Genomic DNA, 12,925 nt, shown 5'->3' on the forward strand with positions numbered 1-12,925 from the left:
GCGTAATGAAGATCGTTTCCTACAACATCCAATATGGCATCGGCCTCGACGGCAAATATGATGTCGGCCGTATCGCCGATGCCGTGCGCGGCGCCGATGTGATCGCGCTGCAGGAGGTGACCCGCAACAATCCGAGGAATGGCGGTCGCGACATGGTCGCCGAGATCGGCGAGGCGCTGCCCGACTATTTTGCCGCCTATGGCAGTAATTTCGAGGTCAACATCGGCTCGCGCCTGGAGAACGGCCGCGCCATCTCGACCAGTTTCCAACTCGGCAACATGGTGCTGTCGAAGACGCCCATTCATTTGTCGCGCAATCTCCTTTTGCCGCGCAGCCGCAGCCTCGAGACGATGAACTTCCAGCGCGGCGCGCTCGAAGCGCTGATCGAGACGCCGCTCGGCTTCATCCGCTTCTATTCCACCCATCTCGACCACCGCAGCCCGGTCGAGCGCCAAAACCAGATCCGTTTCCTGCGCCAGCGCCTTCTGAATTACACGCTGGAAGGCGGCGGCCTGTCGGGCATTCCCGAAATCGGCCTGCCGGACCTGCCTTATCCGGAAGCCTTTATCGTCATGGGCGACTTCAACATGCTGCCGGGCTCACCCGAATATGTCGAACTCGCCGGCCGCCCGGACCATGAGTTCGGCATGCCGCTGACCGCCGATCTCGCCGTCGATATCGCCCAGCGTCTCGCCGTCGCCGATCTGGTCACCTGGGTCGATCCCGACCGCCCCGAAAACAAAAGCCGCTACAAATGCATCGACTACATCTTCACCAGCGCTTCGCTTGCCAGGTCGCTGCAGCGCCTGTGGTCCGACCGCCAGGCTGTCGGCTCCGACCACCTTCCGCTCTGGGCTGAGCTGAGCTGAGTCCTCGCTTTAGGAGGCCCCCTCATCCGGCCGCTTCGCGGCCACCTTCTCCCCGAGGGGAGAAGAGCTTGGCGTCGGCGCTGACGAGCTCCTCTCCCCTCGGGGAGAGGTCGGATTGCCCCGAATTGCTCTTCGCAATTCGGTCGGCAATCCGGGTGAGGGGGCGCTTCCTCGGAAGCAGTCGTCAAAAATGCACCCAGTTCCTGAGACTCGTCCACGTCTTCCTATCCAACCGGTAGCGCTCGACCGGCACCTGGCCGGCGACGATCGAGTTCAGCATGCCTTGGCCGGCATACTGGAAGCCGCATTTGTGGATGACGCGGCGCGAGGCCGGATTGATCACCCTGGTCGAGGCATGCAGCACCTGGATCGAGGTGTTCTGGAAGGCGAGGTCGACAAGGGCGTGCGCCGCCTCGGTGGCATAGCCGCGCTTCCAGTATGGCTCGCCGATCCAGTAGCCGAGCTCCAGCCCGCGATCGGTGGTGTTCAGGCCGGCGCAGCCGACGAAGGTGCCGGTGCCGGCAAGGGTGAGCGCATAGACGATGCCGGCGCGGCGCGAAGCCGCCATGGCGAGGAAGGCGCGGCCCTCGGTTTCGCCGTAGGGATGCGGCATGCGGGCCAGCATTTCGGCGACATGTCGGTTGTCGGCCAGAGCAACGAGCTGCTCGAGATCGCTGTCGCGCGGGGCGCGCATGACCAGCCGCTCGGTGGCGAGCACCGGGCAATCGATCGCGTAACTTTCGTCGTCGGTATCTTCCGCTTCGGCAACCATTTTAGTCCTCCAGGGCAAGAAAAAATGAAAAAGGAGAGAGGGCAAGCCCATCTCTCCTGATCCTTTTCCTGGCCTGGCCAGACACCGGTTCCCGAGATGGGCGCCGGTGTTATGGTGCGGAACCGGCTACTCCGCTGCTTTGGTAATCGGGTTCACCGATACGTAGGTTCGGCCGTTGGCTTTTTTGTTGAAGGTGACTGCGCCGGCTTCGAGCGCAAAAAGGGTGTGGTCCGTGCCCATGCCAACATTGGTGCCCGGATGCCAGGTCGTGCCGCGTTGACGGATGATGATGTTGCCGGCAATGACGGCTTCGCCGCCGAACTTCTTCACGCCGAGACGCTTGGAGTGCGAATCGCGACCGTTGCGCGACGAACCGCCAGCTTTCTTGTGTGCCATCTAACTAACTCCGATGCGCCCTGGGGGCGCTTGAATGGTCTTATGAACGCGTTCGCGTTCCGTTTCAAGTCTGATCCGGCGACGTTTGCGTCGGCTCGAATTACTTCTTCGCCAGTTCCTTGGCCTGCTCGCGCCAGTCCTTGATCTGGTCGGCGCTGAACGGCATGTGCTCGTCGATCTTGGCGACATCCTTGTCGCTGAGCTTGGCGAGCTGCGCGAAGGTGATGATGCCCTGCTCGGCGAGATCCTTCGCCGCGACCGGGCCGATGCCCTTGATCACGGTCAGGTCATCCGCTTCGCCCTTCGGCGCCTTGAACAGCGGCGCAGCCTTCGCCTCTTCGGCGGCAGCGGCCTCTGCCTTGGTTTCCTTCTTGGCCTTGGGCTCCTTCGGAGCGGTCTCGGCCTTCGCCTCGGCGGCGACTTCCGCCTTGGCTTCGGGCGCCTTTGCCTCAGCCTTGGCTTCCGGCTTCGCGGCCGCCCTCTTCGACGGCTTGGCGCCACCCAGCAGGATCTCGGCGATCCTGACGGTGGTCAAAAGCTGGCGGTGGCCGATCTTGCGGCGCGAATTCTGGCGGCGGCGCTTCTTGAAAGCGATGACGGTGCGGTTCTTGCCCTGCTCGACGACTTCCGCCGTGACCAGAGCGCCATCGACGAACGGCGCGCCGAAGGTGACATTCTCGCCCTCGCCATGCGCGAGCACATTGCCGATCTCGACGATATCGCCGACCTTGGCTTCGACTTTTTCGATCTTCAGGAGATCGTTGGCGGCGACGCGATACTGCTTGCCGCCCGTTTTAATGACTGCGAACATTTTTTGCCTTTCGCTGTTCGGTCGGCCTCGATGAACCGCGTCAGGCGGTTCGGCCGTCTTTTTGTCAGTCTGCGGGTTCAAAAAACAAGCGGCGCGGAAGAGCCTCCACGCCGAATGCGGGCTGTCCCTAACCGAAGGTTGCGTTGGAGTCAAGACAAGCGCTGTTGCCTGAGCTGTTGTTGGTGCGTCGCGAACCGCGCCACCTGCGAGGCGGCGACATTGGTCGTCCGCTGGCATTGCGCCGATGAGTGGCAGGATCGCGGTTATGCTCCACGCAGGCGAGGCCTGGCCGTCGCGCCGCAGGCCCTTTTCGAAGAAGCCGGAAATCGGTCGAATAGGGCCTTGTAACCGGAGCAGTCAGCCGTTATCTAGTGCGCCGCGCCGGCAACGGCCGACCATGACCTCGCGGAGAGGTGGCAGAGTGGTCGAATGCACCGCACTCGAAATGCGGCATACTCGCAAGGGTATCGGGGGTTCGAATCCCTCCCTCTCCGCCATAGCTATCTGAATGCGCCATAAGCCTCTGAAAAGAAAACCCTTTTAGCGGATCCTCGAGGGGTGACGCCCGTGCCGGTGCCCCAGAATAGCTATTAACTGCCGCCCTTTGGTTTCTGCGGTGGCCGCGAAGCAGCTTTGCGTTCTGCTTCACGGCGTTTTCGTTCTTTCTCGCGATCTTCGCCGGAGTAAGCGTCCGCCTTGAGGCTTGTCATATGTTCGCAGCGGACGTAGCGACAAAGGTCGCCTCTGCCCCAGCAATAAACGCAGGCACCGGTGTGGCTGCGTAGGCGGCCTATTTCAGCGAGTGGCCCGCCGCATGTTACGTGACAAAAACGCTGCCACGGTCGATAGTCATATGATCTCAGGGGATCAATCTGCGGAGGGCCATTCGACATGCACTCTGGGCAGAATCCAATAGTGTCCGGCCGCACTTTGGATTGGCTGTTGACCGGGCGAACCATTGCGGTTGTCCTTGCAATTGCATTTTCCTTTTCGCCTTCGCACGCGGCACCGCATCGTCTACCGAGCGGTTATAAATGGGGCCGTTGCCTGCTTGTCGTTCAGGGTGGGACCCGCATATCCGGAAGATGCTCCTATCAGATCGAGAAGGGCGGCGATTTCAATATCCAGGGACCTCACCAGGTTTTCGCAGGGATCGACTATCCCGACCCTCATAGCGGGGCTGGTGAAATGTCCAAGGATTACTGGGCAGTTGTCTATAAGGACGGTGATTCCTGGGCGGGCTATTCGAACGCGGCTATTGACGAAACCCACGGCGACGAAAGATGGGAAGACCTTCGCCGCGAAGGAGCATGCTATGTTGGGAAGGACGTCCGAGTGTGCCTTTGGCATTAGCCGGCTCAAGGCGATTGCAGGAGCGATTCCAAGCGGATCGAGCGGTGAGTAGGCTGGTCGCCTTCGCGAAGCAGGATGCCCGCTCCGAAGCATTAAGCGGCAGTTCCCGCCCAATCCTCGTGCCCGTGGCGCACCCGGACAATGAAGACATCTCCGCCTTCCTCGACTCGATATATGATGAGATGCGCCTTGAACGGATGAATACGCATCGGCGGCAACAACTCAAACCGCTCCCGGGCTATTCGCGGATTATCCGCCAGAAGCTCGAAACGGGATTTGAGTTCTTCGTGATAGGTCTCGGCTTGCGCATACCCGAAGCGGCGCACACCCTCGACGTAGATGCGCACAATGTCTCAGCTTCACGGGATAGCCGGTAGGTCACCGGCTTGGGCTTTGCTTTTCAGCCCGTGCGCGCATCAGCAAGAATTTCATCCATGCCGCGATTGCTTATGCCGCTTGCAAGGCCCTCATCGACAAACCGCTGCATGGCCGCGATCTTGTCGTTGCGCTCCTGATCCTTGCGGATCAGATCGCGTACATAATCACTCGCATTGGCGTAGCGCCCCGTTTCGGTTTGCGCCTCCACCCACTCCTTCATCGGCTTGGGCAAGGATACGTTCATCGTCGCCATATCGACCTCCATACAAGAGGGATATGACATATTTTGGCAATCTTTGTCAAAACGCCTTGTTGGCTTAGGGATCAAAACAGGTCGGATTGGCAAAGCAGTGTCGGCGCACCCTGAGCATTCGACGAAAGGATCGCGCCAGTCACCGCCCCGCATCCGCCTCGCGGATGAAATCGCGCAGTATTTCCATGTCCCAGGACAGCGGGCGGTCGTCGCTGTAATGCGCGACGCGTTGGCGCACCGCGCGGTAGATGGCGTCCGTGCCAGGCGCCCGCGCGGCCTTGCCGGCCAGGAAATCATGCGCCTGCGCGGCTGCCATGAGCTCGATTGCCAAAATATATTCGGCGTTGTCGATGACGGCCAAAAGCTTGTTGGCCGCCACGGTCGGGTGAGCGAGGAAATCCTCCTGCAAGCCGGATGTGACACCGCCGTCTGTTGCCGCCGGGGCGGCAAGGCGCCGGTTGACGTTGCTGAGCGAAGTCGCGGTGTACTGGGCGATCATGAAGCCCGAATTGCAGCCGCCTTCGGCGGCGAGGAATGCCGGCAGATTGTTGACCAGCGGATTGACTAGGCGATCGATGCGACGTTCGCTCATGGCCGCGACCTGTGCGAGCGCGATCGTCAAGGCGTCGGCGGTCTGCCCGAGCGCGGGCGCGACCGGATGCGCCTGCGAAAATACCTGCGGCTCATCGGGCGTGCCGGCCACGGCGGGATTGTCGGTTACCGATGCCAATTCACGGTCGACCAGTTGCGCGGAGCGCTCCAGCACCTCGCGCGCCGCGCCATGCACATGCGGCACCGCGCGAAGGCTGAGCGCATCCTGCGTGCGGCTGCCCTGCGCCGCCGCGATCAGCCCGCTGCCGTCGAGCAGGCGCCGCAGCGCAGCACCCACCGCGGCGATGCCGGGCGACGGCCGCATGGCCAGAACGGTTTCGTCGAAAGCCGCCATCTGCCCGCCGGCGGCTTCCAGCGTGAGCGCCGCCGCAGCATCGGCCCAGCACAGCAGACGCTCGGCGCGAACCAGCGCGATGCTCGTCAGACCGGTAGCGCATGCCGTGCCGTTGACCAGGCTCAAGCCCTCCTTGGCGCCCAGCACCAGCGGCTCCAGGCCGATCTCGGCCAGCGCCTCGCGGCCGCTCATCCTGCGCCCTGCGACCCTTGCCCTCCCTTCGCCGATCAGCACCAGCGCGATATGGGCGTTGTGCGTGAGATAACCGGCCGATCCCCGGGACGGAACATCCGGAATGCAGCCCCGCTCGAGGAAGGTGAGCAGGTTGCTGACGATCTGAGGCCGCACGCCCGAATGGCCATGCGCGAAATTCGCCACCTGCACGGCAATGACGGCGCGGATACTGCGCTCGGGCACCAGCTCGCCGACGCCGCAAGCGTGGCTGAGAATGATGTTGCGCGACAGCTTCTCCTGCAAGGCCGGCGCCACCACCTGGCTTGCAAGCGCCCCGACCCCGGTGTTCACGCCATAGGCGCGGATACCCTTTTCGACGAGGCTTGCCACGATGCGATTCGCGTGCGCGATGCGATCCCAGGCGGCATCGGTCAGCGCCAACATTTCGCCGTCGCCAACGCGCGCGATGTCACGCCAGCTTGCGGCATTGTCGATGATTATCGTCATTCGTGGAGTCCATCCGGGCTGAGTCCCGGAAGCATCGTGCCTACAGCCTCTCGAGCACGCGCTTTGTCGGAATTTCGCCGTGGCGGCGGGGACAAGGTAAAAATTTCAGTGCGACTGCGCCGACTTTGAGGAACTCTTCGGCCGCGAGATAGCGCGCTCTATCCCAGCAGGCCTAGACGTTCGATGAAGCGCGCTTTACCGGCATGACGCTCCCGAATGGCTTGAAGCCGAAAGCGAAACATCTCGACAGTATCCTGTTTTTCGGCGAGCGCCAGGAGATCGGCAAGGAGGGCCGCCGCCTTGCCATATCCGGCGGGATTGCGCCGCCCGATTTCATCCTCGATGTCTGTCCAGACGCTTTCGCCCCGTCGGCGAATGTCCTCGAGCCGTACTTCACGTGCCTTCTCGGCCGCTTCCGCCTCCAGTCGCCGCCGCGCTTCCGCCAGTTCCGCCTCGGCGCGCTCCCGGGCAAGGCGGATCTCACGGGCGCGGGTCAGCAGATCGGCAGCTGTGCGCGGAGCGACGGGCGAGGTTGCCATCCGGGGCTCGGAGCGCGACCGAACCAAGGCCCGCAACTCGGCAGACACATGCGGTTCGCCGTTGAAAACCCGCACAAGCAGGTTGCTTTTCTCAGCATCACTCATCGCCCCGATGACCCGCCCAGGCATCTCCGGAAGCGCCTCGTCCGTTGCCGCGCTTCGTTCCGCCGCCGCCCGGAGAAGATTCTGGTCGATGCAGAAGAATTCGGCGAAGGCTGCGAGCGCGTCGGTCAACGGTCCGATTCCGGGCAGCGGCTCCGTTTCGCCCGGCTCGATCGCTTCGGCTTCGACGTCCATGAGCCATATCAGATAAAACAACCTGAGGTCGCCCGCCAGCACGTCGGTCCGAAGCTGCGAAAGGATCGCCAGCCAACTCTCGCCGTCATCCCAGTCGCCGGGCTCCAACTCCTCGCGCCAGATGCTCAAGATGACGTTCCCACCAACGATCCTGAACATGGAACAGTCGTTGTTCCCGAGGAATGCACCGAGGCGATCCCTGTCGACCAACCGGGTCGGCAGCTTCATCATCAGGCGGCGCGAGCCCCAGTTCGCCAGATAGAGATGGAGATCGAACCAGCGCTCCATGAGTTCGTCCGGATCGCCTTTGAAATCGCCCCACTCGTAGGAATTGGTGAAGCTGGTGGCCGTGATCCGCGCCCGTGACGACAGCTCGCGCAGAGCCCGGCGATCCGTGTCGCCAAGCGGCCGGTCGATCGCTTGGAATTCATAGTATTGATATTCGCTCATTGCCGCTCATACCGGATGCAGGTGTCCGTCAGTTTCAAGGATTCGCAGGGCTTTGGCGAGAGTTACGTCCGTGTGGAGCCGCCACCACTTGCCCGTATGCCGCATCCAGTAGATGTCAAACCGATCTGGTCCGATCCGATCGAGCCTGGCGAAGGGCGCGTCGAACTCCTCACCACGATTGTGGTCCATGCCTGACCGGTAGCGCTGTATGAACCGGTATCGTCCACCGGCCCACGCGCCTCGGATATCGACCGTATAGTTCCACTGGGTCGGGCGGATCTCGGACAGGAACCTGGGCTTCAGGAAGCCCTCGATAAGCTTCTCGCAAGCAGCGACAATTGTCTTTTGCTCCAGCTCGTCCACCATACCCGGTCTTGCCGTAGCGCTGACCCATTGTTTGCGTCGAGCCACGTCCTTGATCCGCCTTTCCCTTGCTGGTCAGCACTGCTCAGTCCGGCAACGAGACTGTATTCGACCGATCCTGCGCGCGATGCGCAGCAATCGCGCCCAGAAAAACCTCGCCGAACTCCTTGAGCTTCGCGGCACCAACGCCATTCACCTCGGCAAACTCGTCCAGGTCGCGCGGCGGGCGCTCGGCCATGTCGATCAGGGTGCGGTCGGAGAACACCACATAGGCCGGCACCTGGCGTTCCTTGGCGAGCCGCAGCCGCAGCGTCTTGAGCGCCGCCAGCAAGGAAGCGTCCACGCCATCGCCGCCCGCGGCGGAGCCTTGCGCGGCGCGCTTCCTGCCGCGCGCCAGGGGATCCCGCGTCTCGACGCGGTACTGGAAGGAAACCTCGCCACGGCCAAGCGCACGGCCGCTTTCCGAGATGGCGAGGCCGCCATGGCCGTCCGGATCCGGCACCAGGAAGCCGCCGGCGACAAGTTGCCGGATCAGCGACATCCAGACCGTCTTCCTGTGCGCGATGCCGGTCCTGAAACTGGCGAGCTTCTGATGATTGCGCGCCAGCACCTTTTCGGTCTCATGGCCAAGCAGGATATCGATGACATGGGCTGCGCCGAAGCGCTCGCCGCTTTGGGCCATCGCCGCCAGGATGATCCGCGCCTCCGTCCCGCCATCGGCGCGCGGCGCCTGGTCGAGGCAGTTGTCGCAATTGCCGCAGGCTTGAGCGTCCTCGCCGAAATAGCCGAGCAGCACCTGGCGCCGGCACTGCGCCGTCTCGCAATAGCCGATCAGCGTGTCGAGCCGGCGATGCGCCCGTCTTTTGTGCTCGGTCGACGTATCCTCGTCGTCGATGAACATCCGGCGCGTGCGGATGTCGCCGAGGCCGTAGAGCATGTGCGCTTCCGCCGACCGTCCGTCGCGCCCGGCACGGCCGATCTCCTGGTAATAGGCCTCCAGGCTGCCGGGCAGATCGGTGTGAAAGACATAGGCCACATCAGGCTTGTCGATGCCCATGCCGAAAGCGATCGTCGCGACCATGACGACGCCGGACAGGCTCATGAACGCGTTCTGGTTGGCTTCACGCGTCTCCTTGCTCATGCCGGCATGGTAGGCGAGCGCCCGCACGCCGTTCTTTTCCAGGAAAGCCGCCATTTCCTCGGTCTTGCGGCGCGACAGGCAGTAGATGATGCCGCTCTTGCCCTGGTGGCGTTCGATGAAGCGTAGCAGCTGGCGCTTGCTGTCCTGCTTGGCCTCTATTGCCAGCTTGATGTTGGGCCGATCGAAGCCCAGCACCAGGGTTTCGGCGCGCCCGGCAAACAGCCGCGCTTCGATATCGGCGCGCGTGGCCTCGTCCGCCGTCGCCGTCAGCGCGATGATGGGCACTTCGGGAAACAGTCCGCGCAGCCGCGACAGGTCCTCATATTCGCGCCGGAAGGCCGGGCCCCATTGCGAGATGCAATGCGCCTCGTCGATGGCGATCAGGCCGACATCGAGCCGGGACAGCGCATCGAGCATCCGCTCCGTCATCAGCCGCTCCGGCGCCAGATAGAGCAGCCGCGTCTGCCCGGACGCCACGCGGCGCCAGGCCGCGACATTAGCCTCGCGCTCGAGCGAGGAATTGATCGTATCGGCGGCGACCCCGGCAAGGCGCAAGGCGGCGACCTGATCCTGCATCAGCGCCACCAGCGGCGAAACCACGATGGTGAGCCCGCCTTTGACCAGCGCCGGAACCTGATAGCAGAGCGACTTGCCCGCACCCGTCGGCATGACTGCCAGCACATGGCGCCCGGCCAGCAACGCCTCGATGACGGTGGCCTGTCCGGGTCGAAAATCGTCGAAACCGAACACGTCCTTCAGGACGCGCCGCTTATGATCATCGGCCCGCAGGCTGGCCGCCTGTGCCGGCATCAAGCAGACACCGCGCGGGAAGCGCCTCTTTGCGGATTGGAGAGGATGTGGAAACCGGTCAAGCGACTCTCCGACTGAGGCTCTGGAGTAGCGCAGCCGTCATCCGACGACAACCGCGCTCTGCAGGAATCCGGTTGCGGCGACCTCAATCCTAACTGCAAAAATTCCGGTCGTTGCAACGCAGCGACCACAGAGTTCCGCCAGCGCCTTCTCCGGTGCTATAACAGCGGCTGGCGCAAGAGGAGGCTCCGAGGGCATGTTAAACCTATCTTTACCCTGCTGCGGCACCGTTGCCCTTCTGCGGCGATGTTTGAGTACCGCGGCGGCGCGATGAGCGCCCAGGCAACAAACCCGCGCTTAACGGCGCGGGTTTTCCTTTGAATAGCTGATCCTTATGGCAGTTCACCGTTTCATGGAAACGGTGAACTTGCCCTATCTCATTTTGTTTTTGCGCAATTCCGGACGGGAAACCGCTACGCACTTTTTCTGAAATTGACCTAGTTCCCTGACACAGGGATTTTGAAAGGTTGCCATGCAGGATTTTCCGTTTATTTCCGTGAAATCAGCGCAAACGCCGGAGATTGGTTGAAGCCGCCGCAACGTCGTCATTCTATGGCGGAGCAAGGAGCGAAGCGACGCGCGCAGACCATAGAATCCATGCCGTGACTTGGAAGCGTTGCTGCGGTGCAGAATTCTGCTCCGCAGCGCCTTCGATCAAGGCCACGGCATGGATTCTAGGGTCTACGCGGTACGCTTCGCTTCACGCTCCGCCCTAGAATGACGACGGGGTGGGCGTTTCGGCCAATCTCCAAGGCATGCCACCTGCCAACGCAAACAGGGCCGACCGGTCAAAGTCCCTGTGCTGGGCAACTAGCCGAGGAAATCCGCCCGGCAAGGCGCAAAGCTGTCGACCAGCCGCCCGGCCTCCAGCGCCTTGACGCCATGCACGAGATTGGCCGGCACGATGAAGCTGCCTCCTGTCTCGAGGACCTCCGACCGGCCGTCGATGGTGACCTCGAAGCGGCCCTCGGCGACATAGTTGCCTGGACGTGGGGATGCGAATGCAGCGCGCCGACGCCGCCCTTGTCGAAGGCGAACTCGACCATCATCAGTTCGTCGGTGTGCACCAGCACGCGTCGCCTGTTGCCGTCCGCCGTCGGCTCCCAGGCTTTTTCGCCCGCATGGGAAAAGATATCGCTCATCGCTCAGCTTCCGTTCGAAATTGGCAGAAAGGTCACCGCGCCAGCCAGCCGCCATCGACCGGCACCACCGCGCCATGCATATAGTCCGACGCCGGCGCCAGCAGGAACACGGCTGCGTCGCCTATATCGTCAGGCCGGCCCCAGCGCGCCGCGGGGATGCGTCCGAGGATGGCGGCGCTGCGGTCGGGGTCGGCGCGCAGGGCTTCGGTGTTGTTGGTCTCGATATAGCCCGGCGCGATGCCGTTGACGTTGATGCCTTTCGCCGCCCACTCGCAGGCGAGCAGCCGGGTGAGGCCGAGCACGCCATGCTTCGAGGCCGTATAGGAGGCGACGCGGATGCCGCCCTGGAAGCTGAGCACCGAGCCGATGTTGACGATCTTGCCGCGCCGTTCCGGTTCCGCAAGCACGCGTCTTGCAAAACCCTGGCAGAGGCGAAAGACCGTCTTCAGGTTGATGTCCATCACCTCGTCCCAATCGGCTTCGGTAAGATCGACCGCGTCAGCGCGCCGGATGATGCCGGCATTGTTGACCAGTCCATCGAGCGGGCCGCTCTCCTCCCAGGCCCGGTCGAGCATGGCGGCGGCCCCGGCCGGATCGCCGAGATCGGCCTTGACCGCCTCGAAGCTGCCGCCCACGGCCGCGACTTTCCGTACCGTGTCATCCATCGCCGAACGGCCGACGCCGATGACCATGCCGCCGGCGCGCGCGACCGATACGGCGATGCCCTGGCCGATGCCCGTGTTGGCGCCGGTGACGAGGATGCGCTTGCCCGCGAGGCTGAAGGCGGAAAGATCGCTCACCTCAACTGATCCATCGTCACCTGGTCGACGTCGGTATAGTCGACATTGTCGCCGGCCATCGCCCAGATGAAGGCGTAGTTCGATGTGCCGGCGCCGGAATGGATCGACCAGCCCGGCGACAGTACCGCCTCCTCCGTGCGCATGACGATGTGGCGCGTCTCGTCCGGCTCGCCCATGAAATGGAAGACCCGCTGGCCCTCGGCCAGGTCGAAATAGAGATAGGCTTCCATGCGCCGGTCATGCACATGGCAAGGCATGGTGTTCCACACCGATCCGGGCGCGAGCTGCGTCATGCCGACGACGAGCTGGCAGGTCTTGACGCCATCGGCATGGATGAACTGGAAGATCGAACGCTCGTTGCTTGTCGCCTGGCTGCCGAGATCGAGCCGCCGGGCGTCGCCGATGCGGATCAGCTGACTGGGATAGGTCCGATGCGCCGGCGCGCTCAGCAGGTAGAACTTCGCCGGCTTATCGGGGTCCGCCGAGGCGAACGACACTTCCTGCGTGCCCATGCCGAGATAGACCATGTCGCGCGCCGCCATCTCATAGGGCAGGCCGTCGGCCGCAACGGTTCCGGCACCGCCGACATTGACGGCGATCAGCTCGCGGCGGTCGAGGAATGCGTTGGTGCCGGTCGGCTTGATTGCTTCGAGCGGCAGGATTTTGTCGACCGGCATGGCGCCGCCGACGATCATGCGGTCGTAATGCGTGTAGGTCAGGCTGACGAGGCCGGGCTGGAAAAGCCCCTCGATATGGAAATGATGGCGCAGCTCATCAGTTCCCATGGCCGCGGCAGCAGCCGGATCGATGGCGAAGCGCGACGAAAACTCGGTATGTCTCTGGTCCATTTCTGCCCTTGCCCAA

Annotated in this window: 12 protein-coding genes, 1 tRNA gene and 1 pseudogene; 2 read left to right on the plus strand and 12 right to left on the minus strand. The window is 63.0% G+C overall.

The genetic code is table 11. The features are described 5' to 3' along the window. Positions 1–5: 5 nt before the first annotated feature. On the plus strand, positions 6–869 hold the full coding sequence (locus tag RFM98_RS11770; protein WP_320309027.1) for an endonuclease/exonuclease/phosphatase family protein: 864 nt from the start codon (positions 6–8) through the stop codon (positions 867–869). Positions 870–1,053: 184 nt separating this feature from the next. Here the strand turns inward: RFM98_RS11770 and RFM98_RS11775 are convergent, their stop codons facing one another. The 3 genes from RFM98_RS11775 to rplU all read right to left on the minus strand — a co-directional run bounded on the left by RFM98_RS11775 (position 1,054) and on the right by rplU (position 2,848). Then, complete coding sequence (locus tag RFM98_RS11775) at positions 1,054–1,641, minus strand: GNAT family N-acetyltransferase (RefSeq protein ID WP_320309028.1); 588 nt, start codon at positions 1,639–1,641, stop codon at positions 1,054–1,056. A gap of 126 nt (positions 1,642–1,767) precedes the next feature. Next, a complete protein-coding gene (gene rpmA, locus RFM98_RS11780; RefSeq protein WP_140801833.1) occupies positions 1,768–2,037 on the minus strand; it encodes a 50S ribosomal protein L27 in 270 nt (89 codons plus the stop codon). Between the two features lie 100 nt (positions 2,038–2,137). Next, the gene (gene rplU / locus RFM98_RS11785; protein ID WP_320309029.1) at positions 2,138–2,848 is read right to left on the minus strand and encodes a 50S ribosomal protein L21; all 711 of its coding nucleotides are present in this window, start codon (positions 2,846–2,848) and stop codon (positions 2,138–2,140) included. Positions 2,849–3,255: 407 nt separating this feature from the next. Here rplU and RFM98_RS11790 point away from each other — a divergent pair. Next, positions 3,256–3,345, plus strand: a tRNA-Ser gene (locus tag RFM98_RS11790). Between the two features lie 948 nt (positions 3,346–4,293). Here the strand turns inward: RFM98_RS11790 and RFM98_RS11795 are convergent. The 9 genes and pseudogenes from RFM98_RS11795 to kduI all read right to left on the minus strand — a co-directional run bounded on the left by RFM98_RS11795 (position 4,294) and on the right by kduI (position 12,909). After that, complete coding sequence (locus tag RFM98_RS11795; RefSeq protein ID WP_320309030.1) at positions 4,294–4,548, minus strand: type II toxin-antitoxin system RelE/ParE family toxin; 255 nt, start codon at positions 4,546–4,548, stop codon at positions 4,294–4,296. Between the two features lie 53 nt (positions 4,549–4,601). Next, positions 4,602–4,832, minus strand: a complete 231-nt coding sequence (locus RFM98_RS11800) for a type II toxin-antitoxin system ParD family antitoxin (RefSeq protein WP_320309031.1) — start codon at positions 4,830–4,832, stop codon at positions 4,602–4,604. A 139-nt stretch (positions 4,833–4,971) separates the two neighbouring features. Continuing rightward, on the minus strand, positions 4,972–6,459 hold the full coding sequence (locus RFM98_RS11805) for an HAL/PAL/TAL family ammonia-lyase (RefSeq protein ID WP_320309032.1): 1,488 nt from the start codon (positions 6,457–6,459) through the stop codon (positions 4,972–4,974). A 158-nt stretch (positions 6,460–6,617) separates the two neighbouring features. Further along, positions 6,618–7,745, minus strand: a complete 1,128-nt coding sequence (locus tag RFM98_RS11810; RefSeq protein WP_320309033.1) for a hypothetical protein — start codon at positions 7,743–7,745, stop codon at positions 6,618–6,620. Positions 7,746–7,751: 6 nt separating this feature from the next. Further along, positions 7,752–8,111 (minus strand): DUF3024 domain-containing protein, encoded by a 360-nt coding sequence (locus tag RFM98_RS11815; RefSeq protein ID WP_320309034.1) that lies wholly within the window; start codon positions 8,109–8,111, stop codon positions 7,752–7,754. Positions 8,112–8,193: 82 nt separating this feature from the next. Continuing rightward, the gene (recQ, locus tag RFM98_RS11820) at positions 8,194–10,059 is read right to left on the minus strand and encodes a DNA helicase RecQ (RefSeq protein ID WP_320309035.1); all 1,866 of its coding nucleotides are present in this window, start codon (positions 10,057–10,059) and stop codon (positions 8,194–8,196) included. Positions 10,060–10,929: 870 nt separating this feature from the next. Further along, positions 10,930–11,261, minus strand: a pseudogene (locus RFM98_RS11825) (cupin domain-containing protein). A 32-nt stretch (positions 11,262–11,293) separates the two neighbouring features. After that, the gene (gene kduD, locus RFM98_RS11830) at positions 11,294–12,061 is read right to left on the minus strand and encodes a 2-dehydro-3-deoxy-D-gluconate 5-dehydrogenase KduD (RefSeq protein WP_320309036.1); all 768 of its coding nucleotides are present in this window, start codon (positions 12,059–12,061) and stop codon (positions 11,294–11,296) included. Next, entirely contained in the window at positions 12,058–12,909 is an 852-nt protein-coding gene (gene kduI / locus RFM98_RS11835) for a 5-dehydro-4-deoxy-D-glucuronate isomerase (protein ID WP_320309037.1), read from the minus strand. Before kduI ends, kduD begins: the two co-directional genes overlap by 4 nt. Positions 12,910–12,925: the final 16 nt, after the last annotated feature.

This window comes from Mesorhizobium australafricanum, from assembly GCF_033977265.1.
In the GTDB taxonomy this organism is placed as follows: Bacteria; Pseudomonadota; Alphaproteobacteria; order Rhizobiales; family Rhizobiaceae; genus Mesorhizobium; species Mesorhizobium australafricanum.